14 protein-coding genes and 1 pseudogene are annotated in these 20,993 nt (G+C 74.5%); 9 read left to right on the forward strand and 6 right to left on the reverse strand.

Annotated elements, in window-relative coordinates; translation table 11 throughout:
- Positions 1–39: 39 nt before the first annotated feature.
- Positions 40–264 carry a DUF3107 domain-containing protein gene (locus ACFRCR_RS07170; protein WP_030150741.1) on the reverse strand — a complete coding sequence of 75 codons (225 nt, stop codon included), beginning with the start codon at positions 262–264 and terminating at the stop codon, positions 40–42.
- 136 nt (positions 265–400) lie between these two features.
- Positions 401–1,057: a TetR/AcrR family transcriptional regulator gene (locus tag ACFRCR_RS07175; RefSeq protein WP_377676334.1), complete on the reverse strand. Its 657-nt coding sequence runs from the start codon at positions 1,055–1,057 to the stop codon at positions 401–403.
- A 249-nt stretch (positions 1,058–1,306) separates the two neighbouring features.
- On the opposite strand from ACFRCR_RS07175, the gene ACFRCR_RS07180 reads away from it, so the two are divergent.
- The 3 genes from ACFRCR_RS07180 (at position 1,307) to ACFRCR_RS07190 (ending at position 9,338) form a co-directional block, all read left to right on the forward strand.
- Positions 1,307–2,191 carry a DUF3152 domain-containing protein gene (locus ACFRCR_RS07180; RefSeq protein ID WP_377676336.1) on the forward strand — a complete coding sequence of 295 codons (885 nt, stop codon included), beginning with the start codon at positions 1,307–1,309 and terminating at the stop codon, positions 2,189–2,191.
- Between the two features lie 62 nt (positions 2,192–2,253).
- Positions 2,254–5,736 carry an ATP-dependent helicase gene (locus ACFRCR_RS07185; RefSeq protein WP_377676337.1) on the forward strand — a complete coding sequence of 1,161 codons (3,483 nt, stop codon included), beginning with the start codon at positions 2,254–2,256 and terminating at the stop codon, positions 5,734–5,736.
- Positions 5,733–9,338, forward strand: a complete 3,606-nt coding sequence (locus ACFRCR_RS07190) for a UvrD-helicase domain-containing protein (protein WP_377676338.1) — start codon at positions 5,733–5,735, stop codon at positions 9,336–9,338. Before ACFRCR_RS07185 ends, ACFRCR_RS07190 begins: the two co-directional genes overlap by 4 nt.
- Before the next feature lie 26 nt (positions 9,339–9,364).
- On the opposite strand, the gene ACFRCR_RS07195 is transcribed toward ACFRCR_RS07190, so the two are convergent.
- Positions 9,365–10,288, reverse strand: a complete 924-nt coding sequence (locus ACFRCR_RS07195) for a phosphotransferase (RefSeq protein ID WP_336705902.1) — start codon at positions 10,286–10,288, stop codon at positions 9,365–9,367.
- 109 nt (positions 10,289–10,397) lie between these two features.
- On the opposite strand from ACFRCR_RS07195, the gene nudC reads away from it, so the two are divergent.
- Positions 10,398–11,510: an NAD(+) diphosphatase gene (nudC, locus tag ACFRCR_RS07200; RefSeq protein WP_377676340.1), complete on the forward strand. Its 1,113-nt coding sequence runs from the start codon at positions 10,398–10,400 to the stop codon at positions 11,508–11,510.
- Positions 11,511–11,523: 13 nt separating this feature from the next.
- On the opposite strand, the gene ACFRCR_RS07205 is transcribed toward nudC, so the two are convergent.
- Entirely contained in the window at positions 11,524–11,790 is a 267-nt protein-coding gene (locus ACFRCR_RS07205) for a mycoredoxin (RefSeq protein WP_377676341.1), read from the reverse strand.
- 196 nt (positions 11,791–11,986) lie between these two features.
- Here ACFRCR_RS07205 and ACFRCR_RS07210 point away from each other — a divergent pair, with 196 nt between their 5' ends.
- Together ACFRCR_RS07210 and ACFRCR_RS07215 are read left to right on the forward strand one after the other, a co-directional pair.
- Positions 11,987–14,008 carry an ATP-dependent DNA helicase UvrD2 gene (locus tag ACFRCR_RS07210; RefSeq protein ID WP_377676342.1) on the forward strand — a complete coding sequence of 674 codons (2,022 nt, stop codon included), beginning with the start codon at positions 11,987–11,989 and terminating at the stop codon, positions 14,006–14,008.
- Positions 14,009–14,472: 464 nt separating this feature from the next.
- Positions 14,473–14,907 (forward strand): WhiB family transcriptional regulator, encoded by a 435-nt coding sequence (locus tag ACFRCR_RS07215; protein WP_377676344.1) that lies wholly within the window; start codon positions 14,473–14,475, stop codon positions 14,905–14,907.
- On the opposite strand, the gene ACFRCR_RS07220 is transcribed toward ACFRCR_RS07215, so the two are convergent.
- Entirely contained in the window at positions 14,893–15,987 is a 1,095-nt protein-coding gene (locus ACFRCR_RS07220) for a ThiF family adenylyltransferase (RefSeq protein WP_377676345.1), read from the reverse strand. The two genes, ACFRCR_RS07215 and ACFRCR_RS07220, sit on opposite strands and share 15 nt — an antisense overlap.
- Positions 15,988–16,147: 160 nt before the next feature.
- Here ACFRCR_RS07220 and ACFRCR_RS07225 point away from each other — a divergent pair.
- A pseudogene (locus ACFRCR_RS07225) lies at positions 16,148–16,747 on the forward strand (SprT-like domain-containing protein); the annotation flags it as partial.
- Between the two features lie 171 nt (positions 16,748–16,918).
- Here ACFRCR_RS07225 and ACFRCR_RS07230 read toward each other — a convergent pair.
- A complete protein-coding gene (locus tag ACFRCR_RS07230) occupies positions 16,919–18,421 on the reverse strand; it encodes a zinc-dependent metalloprotease (protein ID WP_377676347.1) in 1,503 nt (500 codons plus the stop codon).
- A 70-nt stretch (positions 18,422–18,491) separates the two neighbouring features.
- On the opposite strand from ACFRCR_RS07230, the gene ACFRCR_RS07235 reads away from it, so the two are divergent.
- Together ACFRCR_RS07235 and ACFRCR_RS07240 are read left to right on the forward strand one after the other, a co-directional pair.
- On the forward strand, positions 18,492–19,613 hold the full coding sequence (locus ACFRCR_RS07235) for an NAD-dependent epimerase/dehydratase family protein (RefSeq protein WP_377676348.1): 1,122 nt from the start codon (positions 18,492–18,494) through the stop codon (positions 19,611–19,613).
- A gap of 151 nt (positions 19,614–19,764) precedes the next feature.
- Positions 19,765–20,898 (forward strand): PDZ domain-containing protein, encoded by a 1,134-nt coding sequence (locus ACFRCR_RS07240; protein ID WP_377676350.1) that lies wholly within the window; start codon positions 19,765–19,767, stop codon positions 20,896–20,898.
- Positions 20,899–20,993 lie beyond the last annotated feature (95 nt).

Here is a 20,993-nt window from a genome sequence, read left to right on the forward strand (position 1 = left end):
GCCCCGCTCTCGTGCGCTGCGCGCGTCGGACGCGAGTCGTCAGAGCGAGCCGAAGCCCACCCGACGCTGCTCCTCGGTGCCGATCTCGACGTAGCCGATCGACGCCGTCGGGACGATGACGCGGCGTCCGCGCGAGTCGAGCAGCTCGAGGGCCGGACCGCCGGCCAGAGCAGCGGAGACTGCGGCGGCCACGGCCTCGGTGGTCTCCTCCGTCTCGATCACGAGCTCGCGGGCCAAGTTCTGCACACCGATGGTGACTTCCACGTGATTCTCCTTCGCGAGCGTCGCCCGCGGGTGATCCCGCCGGCCACTTGTCGACAACTCCTCCGATACTAACGAGATTCCCGGACGTCTCGGACGCTCCCGCGCTGGTGGCGGCGGGTGAGGGGCCGGGCCGGCGTCATCGGTCGCGGCGGAGCATCCCGTGGACCCCGCGCCACGCGAGCGCGGGCACGAGGCGCGTGAGCTCCTCGCTCGTCACGTCGGTGCCTGCGCGTGCGGCCTCGCCCGCGGCGTTGCGCGCGATCGCGGTGCAGGTGCGGGCGACGACGAGCGCCTCGTGCTCGGTGAGGGAGGTCAGCCGCCCGAGGACGAGGGCGAACTCGCGGGCGTTGACCTCGTCCGGCTCGAGCACGCGGGCCCGGACGCCGGGGTCGCGCATGACGTCGGACTCGAACAGGAGGCCTGCGGACGGTCCGGCGGTCCGCGCGTAGTCGACGTACGCCCGCACGATGGCCTCGATCACGGCGAGCCCGTCCACGGCGAGGGCGTCGACGTCGGCGGGGGAGGTGCCCGGTGGCGCGGACCGGAACGGCGCGAGGACGGTGCGGACCGAGTCCACGAGGGCCACGCCCTGCTGGTCGACGAGCGCGAGGTACAGGTCGAGCTTGGACGGGAAGTGCCGGTAGAGGACGGGCTTGCTGACCCCGGCGCCGTCGGCGATGTCGTCCATCGTGATGTGGTGGTAGCCGTGGTCGGAGAACAGGCGTTCGGCGATGGTGAGCAGCTGCACCCGCCGTTGGTCCTTGGGCATGCGTGCGCGGACAGGACCGGGCATTCTCTGCTTCTCTGCGACCCCCGACATGCCGCGATAGTACGGGCAGCGCAGAGGTGGTGCGGCGGGCGATGAGATCATGGACACGTGAATGCACCAGGAGCGCCCGTCGACGGTTGGAGGGGACCCCTGGGGGATCGTCCGGTGGAGGGTGAAGTCCCAGGTCAGGCCCCTTTCCCGGGCCCGACGGCGCCGCGCACGCCGCGTGGGGCGCGCACCCGGGCACGGCTCGGGGACGCACGCCGGCGCGGGATGCGGCGCGGTCCGGCGGCAGCGTTCGTCGTGGTCGGGGTCCTGGGCGGGCTCGGGGCCGGGGTCCTGGGGGTCGGGTCGCTGGTCCCCGGCGCCCCCGCGGGTCCCGTGGGGCCCGCGGCCTCCGGTGCGACGGACGCCCCGGGAGGTGACGCCGTCGGGCAGCAGGGGGCCGCGCCCGAGGCGACGGCCGGTGCCGCGGCGAGCGGGACCGTCGGCACGGACGGCGCGACCGACGTGCGCTCGGAGGACACCGCGAGCCGCTCCGTCCGCGACCCGCAGCTCGGTCTCGACGGCCCGGGGGCGTTGCCGCTGCCCCTCGAACGGGTCGTCGAGGAGGGGTCGGGGTTGGTCGGCAGGGAGGTCGTGCCGGACCTCGGGGGGGCGCTGGTGGTCGTGCCGGCCGAGGTCCCCGCCCCCGCGGCGGGGACGGTCAAGCGCGTGCGCGTCGAGGTCGAGCAGGGGCTGCCCGTGGACGGCGAGACGTTTGCTTCCGCCGTGCTCACGACGCTCAACGACCCGCGGGGCTGGAGCGCGGTGGACGGCGTGACGTTCGCACGGACCGGTGGCGACGCGGACATCCGCGTGGTCCTCGCGAGCCCGGCCACGACCGACCGGCTGTGCGCCCCGCTCAAGACGATCGGCGAGTACTCGTGCGGGACGACGGGCGCCGCGATCCTCAACTTCTCGCGCTGGGTGAACGGTGCCGCGGACTTCGGGCAGGACCTGCCGCTGTACCGGCAGTACCTGGTGAACCACGAGGTCGGGCACGTGCTGGGGCACCGGCACGTGAGCTGCCCGGCGCCGGGTGCGCTCGCCCCCGTCATGGTCCAGCAGTCCATGTCGACCGAGGGCTGCCTGCCGAACGGGTGGCCGACGCTCTAGCGGTGCCCTTGCGGTGGCCGTGGCTGCCTGGCGATGTGGGTGCCTCGTGATGAGATCTTCGGGTGCTGCACCTTCCCGACCTCCGCCTCGTCCTGCCGGACACCGCCTCCGCGGGTCCCGTCCGGCTCGACGAGACCCAGCGGGCCGCGCTCGACGCAGCGCGCACGGAGCCTGCGACGCTCGTCGTCGGGGCCCCCGGGACGGGCAAGACGACCGTCGCCATCGAGGTGGCCGCACAGGCGCTGAGCGAGGGCGTGGACCCGGCCCGGATCCTGGTGGTCGCGGCGTCACGGCGGTCCGCGGCGGAGGTACGGGACAGGTTGTCGGCGCGCGCGGACCGCACGGTGAGCGCCCCCATGGTCCGCACGGCCGCTGCCGCCGCGTTCGCGGTCCTGCGGGCACGGGCCGCGGCGACCGGTGAGCCGCCGCCCACCCTCATCTCCGGCCCCGAGCAGGACCTCCTCCTCGCCGAGCTGCTCGCGGGGCACCTCGACGGCGAGGGCGTGCCGCTGCGCCTGCCGGACGGGCTGCCGGAGGAGGTGCTGGCCCTGCGCGGCCTGCGCCAGGAGCTGCGCGACCTCCTGATGCGCGCGGCCGAGCGCGGCCTGACCCCCGCAGACCTCGACGACCTGGGCGCGCAGCACGACCGCTCCGAGTGGCGGACCGCCGCGCAGGTCTACCAGGAGTACCTCGACGTGACGGCGCTGCGGGTCGGGACCCCGGACCTGGGCTCGCGCTACGACCCGGCGGTCGTGGTCGACGAGGCCGCCGAGGCCCTGCTCGCCTGGGAGGACGAGGTCACGGGCGCGCCCCGACCCGGGTGGGACCTGGTCGTGGTCGACGACTACCAGGAGGCCACGATCGCGACGGCGCGCTTCCTGCGCGTGGTGCACGACGACGGCGCCCGCCTCGTCCTGCTCGCGGACCCGGACACGGCTGTCCAGACCTTCCGCGGTGCGAGCCCTGCCCTGGTCGGGCGGGCGGCGGCGCCCGTGCGACGGCGTGCCGCGACGGGTGAGTTCGACGCGCGGGTCGAGGTCCTCGGCACCGCCTGGCGGCAGGGGGGCGACCTCCGCGAGGTCACGCGGACCGTGACGACCCAGATCGGCACGGTCGCGGGCGCGGTCCACCGCGGGGCGGCGGCGTCGCCCGTCCGTGTCCCGGAGGACGGACCGCCGCGCGGCGCCTCGGTCGCGCTGCTCGGCAGCGGCGCGGAGGAGGCCGCGTACGTGGCCCGCGAGCTGCGCGCCGAGCACCTGTTGCACGGCACCCCCTGGGGGCGCATGGCCGTGGTCTGCCGCGCCGGGGCCCAGCTCGCGACGCTGCGCCGCGCGCTCATCGCGGCCTCGGTGCCCGTCGGCATCCTCGGCTCGGACGTGCCGCTGCGCGAGGAGCCGGCGGTCACGCCGCTGCTCGCGATCATGCGCGTCGCGGTCGGTCTGCCCCCGGCCGGGTACTCGCGAGGGCTGGACGGCGTGCGTGGCACGGCCGGGATCGACGACGCCGTGACCCGCGACGTGGGCGATCCCGCCGAGACGCTGATCGAGCGGGAGCCCGCCGCGTCGGACGACCCGTCGGGCTTCGACGAGCTGGACCCCGTGACCGCCGCGGCCCTCGTGACGTCGCCCGTGGGCGGGCTGGACGTGGTCGCGCTGCGACGGTTGCGCCGGGCGCTGCGTGCCGAGGAGCTCGGCTCGGGCGGCGGCCGCACGTCGGACGCGCTCCTGGTCGAGGTCCTGCTCGACGAGTCGCGCGCCGCGACGCTGCCCACGAGCGTGCGGCGCGGCGCCGTGTCCGTCGCCCGGGTGATCGCCGCCGGACGCGAGTCCACGAGGGCCCCCGACGCGACTGCGCAGACCGTGCTCTGGGCGATCTGGAGCGCGACCGGCCTGTCGGACCGGTGGCGCGACGCAGCACTGGGCGGAGGGGCCGTCGGTGCCCGCGCCGACCGCGACCTCGACGCGGTCCTCGCCCTCTTCCGCGCCGCGGAGACCTTCGTCGACCGCATGCCGGGGGCTCCGCCGTCGGCGTTCGTGGAGTACCTCGAGTCCCAGGACCTGCCGGCCGACTCGCTCGCCGCCCGCGCCGCGGGCACGGACTCGGTCGCCGCCCTCACTCCGGCGGGCGCGGCCGGACGCGAGTGGGACGTCGTGGTCGTGGCCGGGGTCCAGGACGGCGTGTGGCCGGACCTGCGGCTGCGCGACTCGCTGCTCGGCTCCGAGGCGCTCGTCGAGCTCCTCGCGGGGCGCTCGCAGGACGCGCACGGCCTGGGGCCGGACGCCCGGCGGTCCGTCCTCACGGACGAGCTGCGGTCCTTCGCGGTCGCGACCTCGCGCGCGACGCGGCGCCTGCTCGTGACGGCCGTGAGCGACGTCGACGAGGTCCCCTCGCCGTTCGTCGACCTCGTGTGCCCGCCCGCCGGACCGGACGACGACGCGCCGACCGCGAGCGGGACGCCGGACGACGGCGACGGACCGGTGGCACCCGACGAGGAGCGCGACCCGCGGCGCGTCGAGGTCGGGCAGCCGCTCGACCTGCGCGGGCTCGTCGCCTCGGCGCGCAGCCTGCTCGTCGAGCAGGTCGTGCGGGAGTCGCCTGTGCCGTCGTCAGCCGCTGCGCGCCCGGCCGCGCGCGGGGGGCGACCGGACCGGACGGACGCCCGGGACCCCGAGCGCGCCGATGCTCTCGCCGAGCTGTTGGCCGACCTGGCGCTCGCGGGCGTCGGCGAGGCCCGCCCCGAGTCGTGGTACGGCGTCAACCCGGTCTCGAGCAGCGAGCCCCTGTGGGGTTCCGAGGACACCGTCCTGATCTCCCCGTCCAAGGTCGAGTCGGTGAGCCGGTGCGCGCTGCGCTGGGCCGTGGAGAGCGCGGGCGGCACGGCTCCCGACGCGACCGCGCAGTCGCTGGGCAACCTGGTCCACTCGATCGCGCAGGAGGCGCCGCGCGGGACGCGCTCGGAGCTCGCGGCGGAGCTGGACCGCCGCTGGCCCGAGCTCGCGCTCACGCCGGGCTGGCCCGCGACCCAGACGCGCCACAAGGCCGAGGACATGGTCGGCCGGCTCGCGGGGTACCTGCAGTCCTCGGGCGAGCCGCTGCTCGTCGAGGCGCCGTTCGAGCTCGAGATCGGCCGGGCCGTGCTGCGCGGGGTCATCGACCGGGTCGAGGACGCCGGGGACGGCGCGGTGCGCGTCGCGGACCTCAAGACGGGCAAGACCAAGCCGTCGGTCACGGAGGCCGTGACGAACCCCCAGCTCGGCACGTACCAGCTCGCGGTCGAGGGCGGGGTGCTCGACCTGCCCGACGGCACTCGCAGCGCGGGCGCACAGCTGGTGTTCGTGGGCGACGGCAAGGACGCGGGACTGCGGACGCAGCCCGCGCTGGAGCCCGGGCCCGACGGGTCGAGCTGGGCGCGCGAGCTCGTCGAGGACGTCGCGGACACCATGGCGGACTCGGTGTTCACGGCCCGCGAGAACAAGCTGTGCGCGGTGTGCCCCGTGCGCCGCTCCTGTCCCCTCATGACGGAAGGCCGCCAGGTGATCGCATGAGCGCCGAGTCGCTGTTCGACGACGTCGACCTCGGGGTGGTCGGGCTCCCGGCCGGGGCCGGTGGCGCCGCGGCGGGCACGCGGGAGCTGCCCGAGCCGCGGTTCTCGGCCGTGCGCATCGCGGAGATGCTGGGGCGTCCGCGGCCCACCGACGAGCAGGTCGCCGTGATCGAGGCGCCCCTGGCGCCGATGCTCGTGGTGGCCGGGGCAGGGTCGGGCAAGACCGAGACCATGGCGGCGCGCGTCGTGTGGCTCATCGCGAACGAGTGGGTCGCCAAGGAGTCCGTGCTCGGCCTGACGTTCACGCGCAAGGCGGCGGGCGAGCTCGCCGAGCGCGTGCAGTCGCGCCTCGTGCAGCTCGACCGTGCCCTGGGCAAGGACGGTGCGGCGCTGTCGATGCTGGACCGGCCCGCGATCTCGACCTACAACTCGTACGCGGCCTCGCTCGTGGGGGACCACGCGCTGCGCATCGGCATCGAGCCGGGCGCCCGGCTGCTCTCGGAGGCCAGCCAGTGGCAGCTCGCGGCGGAGGTCGTCGAGAGCTGGGCCGGCGACCTCCAGACCGACGCCGCGTTCTCCACGGTCGTCGGCGCGGTCCTGTCGCTGTCCGGGGCGCTGAGCGAGCACCTGCTGAGCCCGGACGAGGCCCGCGCGGGCATCACGGGCATCGTCGACACGATCCTGGCGACGCCGCTCGGCGGCAGGCGCACCGAGCACTACGCCGAGGTCAAGAGGCTCCTCGGCTCGCTCGGGGAACGCCACCGGCTGCTCGACGTCGTCGAGACCTATCAGGAGCGCAAGCGGACGTCGGACTCGCTCGACTTCGGGGACCAGGTCGCGATCGCGGCCCGGCTCGCCAGGACCGTGCCCGCGGTGGGGGCGGGGGAGCGGGCCCGGTACGGGGTCGTGCTGCTCGACGAGTACCAGGACACGTCCTACGCGCAGGTCGAGCTTCTGTGCGCGCTGTTCGGCGGGCACCCGGTCACGGCGGTCGGCGACCCGAACCAGTCGATCTACGGCTGGCGTGGTGCGAGCGCGTCCGGCCTGGCGCGGTTCCCCGAGCGGTTCCGCGCGACGGGCCCCGGCAGCACGGGCGCGCCGGCCGACGTGCAGTACCTCAGCACCTCGTGGCGCAACGACCGGGCCGTCCTGGCCGCGGCCAACGTCACGGCGGCGCCGCTGCGCGAGGGCGCTACGCGCGTGCCCGTGCCGCAGCTCGACGAGCGCCCCGGCGCGGGGCGCGGCGTCGTGACCGGTGTGTACGCGGCGACGCTCGAGGAGGAGGCCGCGGCGGTCGCGGACTTCGTCGCCGAGCGGTGGCGTCCGCGCACGCGCCGCCAGGAACGTGTGACCGCTGCGGTGCTGTGCCGCGCGCGCTCGCAGTTCCTCGCGATGGAGGTCGCGCTGCGCGCCAAGGGGCTGCCGGTCGAGGTCGTGGGACTGGGTGGTCTGCTCTCGACCCCGGAGGTCGTCGACCTCGTGGCACTGCTCGAGGTTGCGCACGACCCGTCGCGCGGGGACTCGCTCATGCGCATCCTGACTGGGCCGCGCCTCAACCTGGGCGCGGCGGACCTGCACGCGCTGAGCAGCTGGGCGGCGGACCTGGCGCGCCGGGACGCGGCGCGCCGCCCGTCTGCCGACTCCTCGCCCGCTGACCCGCCCGACGGCGGAGCGCCCGCCGGTCCGTCGGGTGCGGGCGCGCCGGGCGACGCCGAGCTGCCCGGCGTCGCCGCGGACGGGACGCTCACCGTGGTCGAGGGCGACGTCGTCGACCACCGGTCGATCGTCGACGCGCTCGACGACCTGCCCGCCCCGGGGCATCCCGCGCGGGACGGCCGCGTGCTCACCGAGGCCGGGCACGCGCGCCTCGTCGCGCTGTCCAGGGTGCTGCGCGACCTCCGCGGTCAGACGTACCTGTCGCTCCCGGAGCTCGTGACCCAGGCCGAGCGGGCCCTGGGTCTCGACATCGAGGTGACCACCGCGGCGACGCTCGCGGCGGGTGGGTACGGCGAGGAGGTCGGCGACCGGGGCCGCGCGCACCTCGACGCGTTCCGCGACGTCGCGGCGACGTTCTCGCAGTCCGCGGACCTGCCCACGCTCGGCGCTTTCCTCGCGTGGCTCGGCACGGCCGGCTCGCAGGAACGGGGCCTCGACCTGCCCGTGCGCGAGCCCGACCCCGACGCGGTGCAGATCATCACGGTGCACGCCTCGAAGGGACTGGAGTGGGACGTCGTGGCCGTGCCCGGCATGGTCGACGGGATCTTCCCCAGCACGGCCGTGGGCGACAAGGGGCCGACCGACAGCGGCTGGTTCACCGGGCTGGGCAACCTGCCGTACCCCTTGCGCGGCGACGCCGAGGACCTGCCCGTCTTCCACCACGAGGTCGCCGAGGACGCCAAGGACCTCGACGGTCGGCGCAAGGAGTTCCTCGCGGCGAGCGGCGAGCACCAGGTCGACGAGGAGCGTCGCCTCGCCTACGTCGCGTTCACGCGCGCACGCGCCGAGCTGCTGCTCGCCGGGTCCTGGTGGCGTGACGCGACCAAGCCGCGCACACCCTCGCCGTTCCTCGTCGAGCTCGCCGAGGCGGGGATCATCAGCGCGGCCGACTGGGCCGGCATGCCCGACAAGGACGAGACCAACCCGCGCGACGAGCTGGTCCACGAGGCCGAGTGGCCGCGCGTGGAGCCGGGGGCCGACGGCACCGGCGACGACGGGGTCGTGGCCGACGGGGCGCCCACGCCGCCGTCCGCGCCGACCGTCGAGCCGCGCGCTCGCGCGGTCGTGCGGGCCGCCGCCGACCGGGTCCGCGACCGGATCGACGCCCGCGCGTCGCTCCCGGTCGCCGCGGGTCGCGGCGCAGACGCCGGTTCGGGTGCGGTCTCGGAGGGTCAGGTCCCGCTGCTCGACGCGTCGGGGACGGACCTGCGCGAGCTCGCGCGCATCCTGCTCGAGGAGCGCGACCGCCGTGACGCCCGGAGCAGCGAGATCTCGTTCCCCGCGCACATCTCGGCGTCCGGGCTCGTGCGCCTGGCCGCGGACCGGGGCGAGTACGCGCTGCACCTGCGGCGCCCGGTGCCCGCGCAGCCCACGGTGCACGCGCGCCGCGGCACGCAGTTCCACCTGTGGGCCGAGCAGTACTTCACGTCGTCGTCGTTGCTCGACGTCGACGACCTGCCCGGTGCCGACGACGAGGACATGTCGCCGGACCTGGACCTCGACGCGCTCCAGCAGACGTTCCTCGCCTCGGAGTGGGCGGGGCGTACTCCGCTCGCTGTGGAGGTCGACGTCGAGACCCCGGTCGGCGGGATCATGTTCCGTTCCCGCATCGACGCCGTCTTCCCCGAGAGCCCCGAGCACGCGGACGGCGCGCAGGACGCCGTGGTGGTCGTGGACTGGAAGACGGGCAAGGCCCCACGCGACGCCGAGGCCCGGCGCACGCGCGAGGTCCAGCTCGCGGTCTACCGGCTCGCGTGGTCGCGCTGGTCCGGGCTTCCCGTCGAGAAGGTCAACGCCGCGTTCTACTACCTGGGCTCGGACGAGACCGTGCGCCCGGAGCGGCTGCTCGACGCGGGCGAGCTGGAGGCGCTCGTGGCGGGCAGCTGACGACGGCCGGGGCCAGGGACTGCCTGCTATCCCTCGCTCTCGCCGCTCGTCACCTCGTCGAGGTCGATCAGCATGTCGACCGCGTCGTCGATCACGTCCTGGAGCCCGTGCCGCACGCCGTGCAGCAGCCAGCGGGCCAGCGCCAGCTCGCCCGCGAGCAGCGCCCGGTCGGTCAGGTGGGGGTCGGTGAGCTCGGTGCGGCGGAGCTGGTAGGCCTCCATGATTGAGTCGATCGCCTCGGGCGGCGCAGCGACGAGCAGCCACGCGAGGTCGTCGGCGGGGTCGGCGACGCGCGCCTCGGCCCAGTCGGTGATGGCGACGACGCGACCGCGCGCGACGAGCACCTGCTCGGTGCCCAGGTCGCCGTGCACGACGACGGGCTGGTACTTCCACAACGACACGTCCTCGAGCGCAGTCTCCCAGCGGCGCAGGAGCCGGGCGGGCACCCTGCCGGTCTTGGCGGCCTCGTCGACCTCGGCGAGACGCCGGTCGCGGTACTCGGCGGCCGTGTAGACGGGCAGGCCCGCGTTCTCGACGACCGAGTGCGGGAGCTCGTGCACCGCGGCGAGGACCCGGCCGATGTCCGCGGCGAGCCCGGGGCCGGGGCGCAGCGTGTCGAGGTCGAGCGGCACCCCGCCGTACCGGTGGTGCACGACGGCGCGCCCGCCCTCGGGGAGCAGCGCGTAGCCCAGGACGTCGGGCACGGTGAAGGACAGGACGCCCGTCGTGACGTAGTGGCGCAACGAGTCCAGGAGCGCGGTCTCGGCCTCCAGGGCCGCTCCCGCCGCGAGGGTGCGGGGCGCGCGGACGACCCATTCCTGTCCGCCGCTGTCGGTGACGATCGCGACGTCGTCGTCGCCCGTCGCTTCGGACGGCCGCACGGACCGGACGTCGAGGCCGGGGACGGCCGCGGTCGCGAGCGCGGCGAGGTTGAGCGGTGAGCGTGGCACGCGTCCACGGTAGTCGGTGCGGGGCGGGCGCCGTCACCCGGGCCGTGGCGTGTCCGCGTGCTGGACGTGCCGCGTGCCGCGCGTGCCCCGGGTGACCTACGGTCGACGGGTGACCGACCACACCTCGCCTGCCGTGCCGCACCCCGCCGCCCCCACCCCCGACCCGGCCCTCACCTCGACGCCCGTCGCGGCCCCCGCCGCCGCCTCGGCCGCCTCTCCCGGCGCGTTCGCCGCGCACCTCCCGCTCGCGCACTCGATGCTCGACCGTGCGGCGCACCGCCGCACCGAGGAGGGGCTGTTCGCGACGCTCCGCGCCGACCCGTCGACGCGCGTGGTGCTGCTGCACCGCGGTCGGCTCGCGACCGGCCCGGACGGGCTCGCGCTCGCGACTCCGCAGGAGGTCGCGGCCGTCCCCGAGCCGCACGCGGCCTCGGGGGACCACAGCAACACGCCGCGCTGGGTCTTCCTGGGCGAGGATGCGCCGTCGGGCACGTCCTTCCTGGCTCTCCTCCTGCCCGACGACGCTGACGACCTCGACCTCGACATCGAGGGCGTGGATCCCAAGGGGCCGCTGTCGGTCCTGGTGCGCACGCACGAGTGGGCGGGGCTGCGCGAGCTCGCCTCGCGGCTGGGGCCGCGTGACACGGGGCTGGCGACCGAGGCCGTCGCGCTCGCCGCCTGGCACGCGGCCAACGAGCGCTGCCCGCGCTGCGGCGAGCCGACCGTGCCGGTCGCGGCGGGCTGGGTGCGGCGCTGCGTCGCGCAGGACGTCGAGCACTACCCGCGCACGGACCCGGCGGTCATCATGGCGGTCGTCGACCCGGGTCCGGGTCCGGGTGAGGACCGGCTCCTGCTCGGCCACGCGGCCCACTGGCCCGAGGGTCGCTTCTCGACGCTCGCGGGCTATGTCGAGCCGGGCGAGGGGCTCGAGCAGGCCGTGCGGCGCGAGGTCGCCGAGGAGGTCGGCGTCACGGTCGGGGAGGTCGTCTACCGCGCGAGCCAGCCGTGGCCGTTCCCGGCCTCGCTCATGCTGGGCTTCACGGCCACGGCGCTCACGACGGACCTCCGGCCCGACGGCGAGGAGGTCACCGACGCGCGCTGGTTCACCCGGGCAGAGCTCACGCAGGCCACGGAGAGCGGGGACGTGAGGCTGCCGAGCCGTTCGTCGATCGCGCGGGCGCTCGTCGAGGAGTGGTTCGGGGGTCCGCTCACGGGAGAGTGACACCCGGGAGGGCTCAGAGGCCGAGGCGCTCCTTGACCTGGACGAGCGACGGGTTGGTCGCTGCGGTGCCGTCCGGGAAGACCACGGTCGGGACGGTCTGGTTGCCGCCGTTGACCTGCTCGACGTACGCGGCGCTCTCCGGGTGCTCCTCGATGTTGACCTCGGTGTACCCGATGCCTGCCGAGTCGAGCTGGGTCTTCAGGCGACGGCAGTAGCCGCACCAGGTCGTCGAGTACATGACGATCGATCCGGCGTCGGGGGTGGTCGGGGCCGTGGCCATCGGTGCTCCTTCGTTCGCGGGGCCCGGCCGTGCGCGCGGGCCGGCAGGCCGGGGTGCGAGACCCGGGGTGCTGCCGTCGTGGCCAACGCCCGTGCGTGGCGGGTTGTTCCCGGGGCCCGTCCGGCACGTCGCACCGAGCACCCGGTCCTGTGGAGGGTGGCGCCCCGTGTCGGCGGGGGCTGAGAGAATCGTCGGGATGCCGAACGAGTCAGCGGACCAGATCCTCGAAGCCCTCGACCCCGACCAGCGTGACGTCGCCCTCGCGCTGCACGGGCCCGTCTGCGTGCTCGCGGGCGCCGGCACGGGCAAGACCCGAGCCATCACGCACCGCATCGCGTACGGGGTCCGGACGGGGGTGTACACGCCCACGAGCGTCCTGGCCGTGACGTTCACGGCCCGCGCGGCGGGTGAGATGCGCACGCGGTTGCGCGAGCTCGGCGCCACGGGCGTGCAGGCCCGGACGTTCCACGCGGCCGCCCTGCGCCAGCTCAGCTACTTCTGGCCCAAGGTCGTGGGCGGTGCGCCGCCGCGCATCCTCGAGTACAAGGCTCCCGTCGTCGGCGAGGCCGCGCGGCGGCTCGGGCTCGGCGTGGACCGGATCGCGGTCCGCGACCTGTCCTCCGAGGTCGAGTGGTCCAAGGTCTCGCTCGTGACGGCCGACGACTACGTGAAGGCCTGCGCGGCGATCGACCGCCCCGCGCCCGCGGGCTACGACCACCAGACCGTCGCGCGGCTCGTCGCGTCCTACGAGGAGGTCAAGACCGAGCGGTCGGTCATCGACTTCGAGGACGTCCTGCTCATGCTCGGCGACATGCTCTCGTCGCAGGGGGCCATGGCCGACGAGGTGCGCCGCCAGTACCGCCACTTCGTGGTCGACGAGTACCAGGACGTGTCGCCGCTCCAGCAGTTCGTGCTCGACCAGTGGTTGGGCGGGCGCAAGGAGCTGTGCGTGGTGGGCGACCCGTCGCAGACCATCTACTCGTTCACGGGCGCCACACCCCACCACCTGCTCACGTTCCCGAAGAAGTACCCGGGTGCCCAGGTCGTCAAGCTCGTCCGCGACTACCGGTCCACGCCCCAGGTCGTGACGCTCGCGAACCAGCTCCTGGCGCGAGCGGGGCGTCGCGGGGGAGCGCACCAGGCGCTCGAGCTCGTCGCCCAGCGGCCGTCCGGGCCGCCCGTCGCGTACGTCGCGTACGACGACGACGAGGCAGAGGCCAAGGGCATCGCCGCGCAGGTCGGCCGGCTCCTGGCCGCGGGGACGCGTGCGAGCGAGATCGCGATCCTCTACCGCACCAACGCCCAGTCGGAGGGGTTCGAGCAGGCGCTCGCGGACGCCGGCATCGCCTACCTCGTGCGGGGTGGCGAGCGCTTCTTCCAGCGCAAGGAGGTCCGCGACGCGATCGTGCTGCTGCGTGGCGCGGCCCGGTCCGCGGACCCGCAGGTCCCCATGCCGGAGACGGTCCGGGACGTCCTGATCACGGCGGGCTGGGCGAACGAGCCGCCGTCGGCGCGTGGTGCCGCACGCGAGCGGTGGGAGTCCATGCAGGCCCTGGTCGCCCTGGCCGACGACGTCGCGCGCGTCGCGCCCCAGGACGCGCCTCCCACGGTGGTCTCGTTCGTCGCGGAGCTCGACGAGCGCGCCTCTGCCCAGCACGCGCCCACGGTCGAGGGGGTCACGCTCGCGTCGCTGCACGCGGCCAAGGGGCTCGAGTGGGACGCGGTCTTCCTCGCCGGGATGAGCGAGGGCCTCATGCCCATCTCGCTCGCGGAGACGGACGAGGCGGTCGCCGAGGAGCGTCGCCTGCTGTACGTGGGCATCACGCGAGCGCGTGAGCACCTGCAGGTGTCGTTCGGGCGCTCGCGCAACCCCGGTGGGCGCGCGTCGCGTCGTCGCACGCGGTTCCTCGACGGCCTATGGCCCGACGACGAGCAGTCGCGGGCTCCACGCCGTAGCCGCGCGAACCAGAACAAGGTCCAGCTCACGGGCGAGTACGACCAGGCCCTGTTCGAGCAGCTGCGCGAGTGGCGGCTGTCGGTCGCGCAGGAGACGGACAAGCCGGCGTTCACGATCCTGGTCGACGGCACGCTCGCGGCGATCGCCGAGACCCGGCCGGCCTCGGTGCCGGACCTGGCGAGGATCAACGGGATCGGGCCGGCCAAGATCGAGAAGTACGGCGCGACGCTGCTGGACATCGTGGCGCGTTCTGCGGGCTGATTCCGGCGTGATCACGGGGTTCTTCCGGACGCGAGAAAACTCGTCGAAAGAAGTTCGTTAAATAAGTTGTGCGTCCTTCCGAGGGCGGCATATGGTTCAGGAGTCCTTGTAGGAGAGACGCGCGCCGAGAGGCGGGCGTTCGACGGAGATGGGAGGTGGGCTTGGTGAAGCAGATCCTGACGGCGAGCCCGACACACGTGTCGGCCGATCCGATCAACCGCGCACGGCGCGGCGGATCCCTCGTCATCCGCCCCGTTCCCGACTCCGCACTGAGGACGTCGCCGGTCTAGTCACCGGCGCACCCTTCTCAGGCCGCGGAGTCCACCTGGACCCGCGGCCTTCGTGTTTCTCCGAATGCGATCGTCTTCCCGGTCAGCCGTCCACCATCCCCGGACGCCACGACCACCTGCGGGTCCTGTGACAAAGAAGTTCACACGCAGATCAGGACATCACTGGAGGACATCGTGCGGCTCACCGCGCTGCTCGACAACATCACTGCCCAGGGCGGATCCGGCCCCTGGACACCCCACCAACCCCTCACCACCCCTCTCGGTTCCTCGGACGCGGCCGAGTTCGACCGGCTCCTCGCCGGGCTGCTGCCCTGCCGCACGAACGACCCCGAGCTCTGGTTCGCCGAGCAGTCGACGCAGGTCGAGCAGGCCAAGGCTCTGTGCCAGGCCTGCCCGCTCGTCGCCGGTTGCCTGGCGGGCGCGATCGAGCGTCAGGAGCCCTGGGGCGTCTGGGGCGGCGAGGTCTTCGTCGACGGAGCCGTCGTCGCCCGCAAGCGTGGGCGTGGTCGGCCGAGCAAGGCCGAGGTCCTCGCCCGCCAGGCGGAGGAGGCGGCTCGGACCGCCGCCCGCGAGTCGGAGGACTCCGTCTCCGCGTCATCGGCGGCCTGACGTGGCCGCCGCGACGGTCAGGTCCGAGCACCCGCACCGCGGGTGGCTCACCACCTCGCGCAGCCTCGGCACGGCATCGGGAACAGCGATCTCGATGCAGGCCGTGGCTGCGCGGGGTGTCAGCCCGTCGAGGTGCGCGAGCACCTGGCTCGCGGCGGTCGCCGCGCCGACGGCTGCCAGCGTGGTCTCCTCGACGTCGAGGACCTCCCGCTGAGGATCCCGTAGCTGGTCCGCGAGCTGCGGCCACTGCGGGTCGAGGTCGGCGCGATGCCCCTCGACGCACCGGACGCACGGCGTCCTTCCCGGTCGGACGAACGGTCCGACCACCACGTCCGCCTCCCGCACCAGGACCGGCAGGTGCGGGGTCCCGTCGCCCGTGAGCCGCCCGTACCGTTCAGGGCGCAGCACGCGGTGCTCGACCACGACCGCGACGTCCGGTCGCGTCTCGGACGGTGACACCCATCGCGAGGCCGCGACCTGGCGGCTGTGGACCTCGGGAGCGACGTCGCTCAGGACGCGCCCGGCCGCCTCTCCTCGAGGGAGCCCGACGTCCCGTGCCCGATACCCGCCGAGCCCGACGTCGGTCGCCTGGACCGGTGCGGCGTCGTCGAGCAGGAGCGTACCCACGCCCGCCGTGGCGAGCACGACCGCGATCCCGAGACCCAGCCGCCCCAGCCCCCCGACGGCGACGGTCGCCCGCGCGCGGTGGGCCATCGTGGCCCGGCCGCTCCCGTCGGGACGCAGCAGCGCGAGCGTCGGGGTGTCGGCCCGTCCGTGCGCGGGCGCGAGGATCTCGCGGAGGCTCCCGTCGGGAGGCCCGACGACGAGGAGCGCCTCGTGCAGGTGGCGCACGATCGCCCGTCGGCGCTCGGGCGTGACGGCGTACCGGGCGGGCGGCACGTGCAGCAGGGCTCGCCCTGACCGGTGGTGGTCGAGGAGCCAGGCGGTCTCGTGCTCGTCGAGGCCGCTGAGGAGCACGCTCCAGCGGTCGTCGGTACCGTACTGGAGCACCCCGTGGTCCCGGCGGAGCACGACCGTCCCCGGCCGGAGGCGGACAGGGAAGAGGGTGTCGTCGTCCATGGGTTCTCCTCGGCTGGTACGGGGACCTGCCGGACCAGTCTGACGACGGGAGAGCGCGAGCCGAGGTTCTCCACAGGCCGGTCCACCTCGCCAAGACTTGACCAGTTCTCGACGATTCCGCGCACGCGAGCGGACCAAGCGTCGGCGTGGTCTATGGCATATGTCACGCGGACCCACTACGGTCTGTGCCGTGGCCTACGAAGCCGAGCCGGGCGCCGCGAAGAGCGCCGAGACGTACGTCGAGGTACGCCGGAGCCGTCGACGCAAGAGCACGGTCAGCGCCTACCGCGACGGGGACCGCACGATCGTGTCCATCCCCGCGCGGTTCACGCGCGCCCAGGAGCGCGAGTGGGTGCAGCGCATGCTGGACCGGCTCGCCGACAAGGAACGGCGCCGCAGGCCCTCCGACGACGAGCTCGTGGCCCGTGCGACCGAGCTGTCCGCCAAGTACCTCGACGGCAGGGCGCACCCCACGAGCGTGCGCTGGTCGAGCAACCAGGGACGCCGCTGGGGGTCGTGCACCCTGATCGACGGCAGCATCCGCATCTCGACGCGCGTCCAGGGCATGCCCGAGTGGGTGCTCGACTACGTGCTGCTGCACGAGCTCGCCCACCTGCTGCACGCCGGGCACGGGCCGGGGTTCTGGGCGCTGCTCGAGGCGTACCCGCGGACGGAGCGGGCCAAGGGGTTCCTCGAAGGGGTCTCGTTCAGCCGTGACGGCGGCCCTCCCGAGGGGCCCGAGGTGCCCGACGACGTCGAGGACGCCCCGCCCCACGTCGAGATCGAGGCCCACCCGCCGGTCACGGCGGACACGTCTGGAGTTCCCGAGGATCCCCCGACGAAGCCCACGCCCGACCGGCACGCGGTGCCGGCCAGGCGGGTCGTGCAGGGCCCCGAGAGGGAACCTGCCCGCTAGTCGCGGGGCGGACCGTCAGTCGCGGGGCGAGCCGTCCGGCTCGCTCTCCGTGTCGTCCGTCGGACCGGCCGGTTCGGCAGGGCCCGGCGTGCCCTTCGAGTCCTCGGCCTCGTTGAAGATGTCGGCGAGCGCCTTGTCGAGGTCGCTCTGCTCCTCCTGGACCTCGGTGCGCCGCGCCTGGTAGCCGGCAGGGTCGTCGAGGTCGAGGTGGCTGGGCAGCAGGTCCGGGTGGTCCCACACCCCGTCCCGGGAATCAGGCCCGCCCTGTGCCGCGATGAGCGCCCACAGCGTCGCGGCGTCGCGCGAGCGGCGCGGCCGAAGCTCCAGACCCACGAGCGTCGAGAAGATCTGCTCGGCGGGTCCACCGGCCGCGCGCCGACGTCGGAGCATCTCCCGCAGCGGGACGGCGTGCGGGAGGTGGGGGAGCGCGGCCTGCGCGCTGACCTCGTCGACCCATCCCTCGACCAGTGCGAGCGCGGTCTCCAGGCGCAGCAGGGTGGCCTTCTGCTCGTCGGTGTTCTGCAGGCCGAACACGCCGCCGGACAGGGCACGCTGGAGCGCACCGGTGTCCGTGACGTCGATGTCGGAGAGCTGCGACTCGAGCGCGTCCAGGTCGATCGTGATGCCGCGGGCGTACGCCTCGACGAGTCCGAGCAGGTGTGCGCGGAGCCAGCTCACGTGCGTGAAGAGGCGGGCGTGCGCTGCCTCACGCAGGGCGAGGAAGAGGCGGACCTCCTCGACGGGGGCGTCGAGCCCCTCGGCGAACGCGGCGACGTTCGTGGGCAGGAGGGCCGTCGCGGGCTCGTCGAGCAGCGGGAGCCCGATGTCCGTGACGCCGAAGACCTCGCGGGACATCGTCCCCGTGGCCTGGCCGATCTGCATGCCGAACACGGCGGAGCCGAGGCGGCGCATCATCTGCGCGGGGTCGAAGTCCATCCCGAGCGCCCCTGTGGGGAGTCCGGGGAAGCCGAGCTCGGCCCCGTCGCCCCCGCCGGGGAGCTGGTCGCGCAGCACGGTCGACAGCGCGTCGGCGACCGAGGAGGCCACGGGCGCCGCGAGCGCGTTCCAGGCGGGGAGGGTCTTCTCGACCCACTCGGACCGGCTCCACGCGTAGCGCTTGCCGCCGGCAGGCGGCAGGTCGGTGACGGCGTCGAGCCACAGCTCGGCCACCGACAAGGCCTCGGTCGCCGAGCGGACCTGCGCGGGCGTGAGCGACGGGTCGCCCTCGGCGACGGCGACCTGGCGGGCGATGTCGTGCGCGACGTCCGTGTTGACCGGGCCGTTGCCCGAGCTCGCGAGGAGCCGCTGCACCTGGGCGAGGACGTGCTTCATGGTGGCAGGATCGTTGCTGAGGCCGCTGCCTGCAGCCAGGGCGGCCGGGTCGAGGCCGCGAGCGCGCAGCTCGCGCAGGGCCTCGTCGGCGTCCGCGCCGAACATGGAGCGCAGGAGCTCTTCCCACTGCGCGTCGGGCTGGTCGCCCGCGCCGGAGGCGAACTCGTCGGGCGGTTGGCTGCTCATCGGGGTCTCCTCGGGATAGCGTCAGGAATCACCGTAACCACAATCGAGGACGGACGAGGGGGGTCGAGGCATGTCGGAGGGCACGGTTCGCTCACGGCGCAGCGCCGACGGCGCTCCGGTGGCGGACGTCCGCGACCAGCCCGAACCCCGGGAGGACGGCTCCGGCCTGGACGGCCGGACTGTCGTGGTGGGCGAGGGCCGCGTCGCCGCGCTCCTGCGTACCGCGCTCGGGGGACGCGGCCCCGAGAACGCGCCGGTCGAGCCCAACGACCTGTCGGCGCCGTGGGTCGAGGGGGCGCGGACGCTCGTGGTCGTGGCGCCCGCGGGGGAGTTCGGCGTCAAGGTCGCCAAGGGCGTGACGAGACGCACGCACCTGGTCGAGCAGGCGGCGCGCGTGGCACGGGTCGCCGCGCGGCACGGGATCGAGCAGGTCGTCGCCGTCACGTCGGCGACCGTGCACGGCGCGAGCGCCGACCGCCCGGACATCGAGGACGACGACCCCGTCTCGCCCGACACCGGGGGCTTCGTCGCGGACCTGGTGGCGTTCGAGGAGGCCCTCGTCGAGGAGCTCGCTGCTGCGTCGGTCGAGTCGCAGGCGGGGCCGACGGTTCGTCTTGCGATCCTGCGCCCTGCGATGGTCGTGGGTCCCGGCGTGGACACGATCCTGACTCGGCACTTCGAGGCGCCGCGGCTCCTGACCGTCAAAGGCAGCGACCGGCCCTGGCAGCTCCTGCACACGGACGACCTGGCGTCGGCCGTCGGGGTCGTCGTCGACCAGGGGCTGTCGGGGACGTTCACGGTCGGGGCGCTCACGGACGGCGAGCCCGACGTCGTGACCCCGGCCGAGCTCGTCGAGCGCACCGGGCTCGCGAACGTGACGCTGCCCGCCGCGACCGCGTTCGGCGCCGCCGAGCGCCTGCACCGGGTGGGCGTGCTGCCGTCGCCGGCGAGCGACCTGGCCTACGTGGTCCACCCGTGGACGGTCACGGCTCGCGGCCTGCACGCGGCCGGCTGGGAGCCCGCCTGGTCGAGCGCCCAGTGCGTCGACGTCCTCATGGAGGGCGTGCGCGGGAGGATGGCGCTCGGTGGTCGACGTGTGGGCGGACGGGACGCGGCCGCGCTCGGGGCGGCGGGTGCCGCGGTGGCGCTCCTGGGCACCGCGGCGATCTGGCGTCAGGCCCGACGGCGGTGAGTCGCCGCGCGCCGTGAGCTCACCCACGCGCTCCCCGGCCCGCGTGCGGGGCGCACCCGCAGGGTCGCGGCGAGCGGCGCCGTCGGGCAGGAGGCACGGGCTTCCGGCGGACCGCCAGCGAACGTCCAGGATTCTCGGGGATGATAGCGACGTGACAGAACCGCTCTCCCGCGAACCGCACGAGCCCGCAGGTGCTGCCGACCTGTTCGGCCCCGCGCCGGACGAGGACTACACGCCCCCGCCCGTGACGCGGCGCTCGCTCACGCTCGGCATCTCCGTGCTGGCCACGACCCTCCTGGTCGCCGGCCTCGCCGTCATGCCTGCGCCGTACGTCGTGCGCTCGCCGGGACCCACGCAGGACACGCTCGGTGCGCAGCACGACCAGGACCTCATCACGATCGAGGGCGCCGAGACGTACGACTCGACGGGCGAGCTGCTGCTCACCACGGTCTCGGTCGCGGGCGGGCCCGGGTACCCGGCGAACCTCGTCCAGGTCGTCGAGGGGTGGGCCGAGCGGTCGCGCTCGGTGCGCCCCGTCGAGGAGACGTTCCCGCGCGACGTCACGCAGGAGCAGAGCGAGCAGGAGAGCCAGCAGGAGATGCTCTCCTCGCAGGAGACGGCGACCGTCGCGGCGCTGACCGAGCTGGGCTACGAGGTGCCCGCGACCCTCACGATCCAAGGTGCCGCGAAGGACACCGGCGCGGAGGGGGTCGTCGAGAACGGGGACGTCATCACGACCGTGAACGGCAAGGACGTCGTGACGTACCAGGACCTCATCGACGAGCTCGCGACCGTGACGCCGGGCGACGACGTCGTCCTCGGGGTCGAGCGCGCCGGCGAGGCCGTCGACCTGACGATCACGACGCAGGAGGCCGACGGCAAGGCGATCCTCGGGGTCTTCATCGACCCGGCCTTCGACCTGCCGGTCGACGTCTCGATCCAGATCGAGGACATCGGCGGCCCCAGCGCGGGGACCATGTTCGCGCTCGGGATCATCGACCGGCTCACGCCCGAGGACGAGGCCAACGGGACCGTGATCGCCGGTACCGGGACCATGAGCGTCGAGGGGAACGTGGGGCCCATCGGCGGTATCCAGCAGAAGCTCTACGGTGCCAAGCGGGACGGGGCCACGTGGTTCCTCGCACCCGCGTCGAACTGCGACGAGGTCGTGGGCAACGTTCCCGAGGGGCTGAGCGTCGTCAAGGTCTCGACGCTCGAGGAGGCCCGCGACGCGATGGTCGCGATCGGCGCGGGTGAGGGCGAGAGCCTGCCGGCGTGCACGTGAGCCGGCGCTCGCCGGTCCGCCGGGGCGCGCCAGGGCGCTGAGCCCGGGCGACCACGGCGCGAGAGACGACGCACCACCCCCGCACGCCCCGAGGG

This window comes from Oerskovia sp. NPDC056781 (assembly GCF_042789955.1).
GTDB lineage: Bacteria > Actinomycetota > Actinomycetes > Actinomycetales > Cellulomonadaceae > Oerskovia > Oerskovia rustica.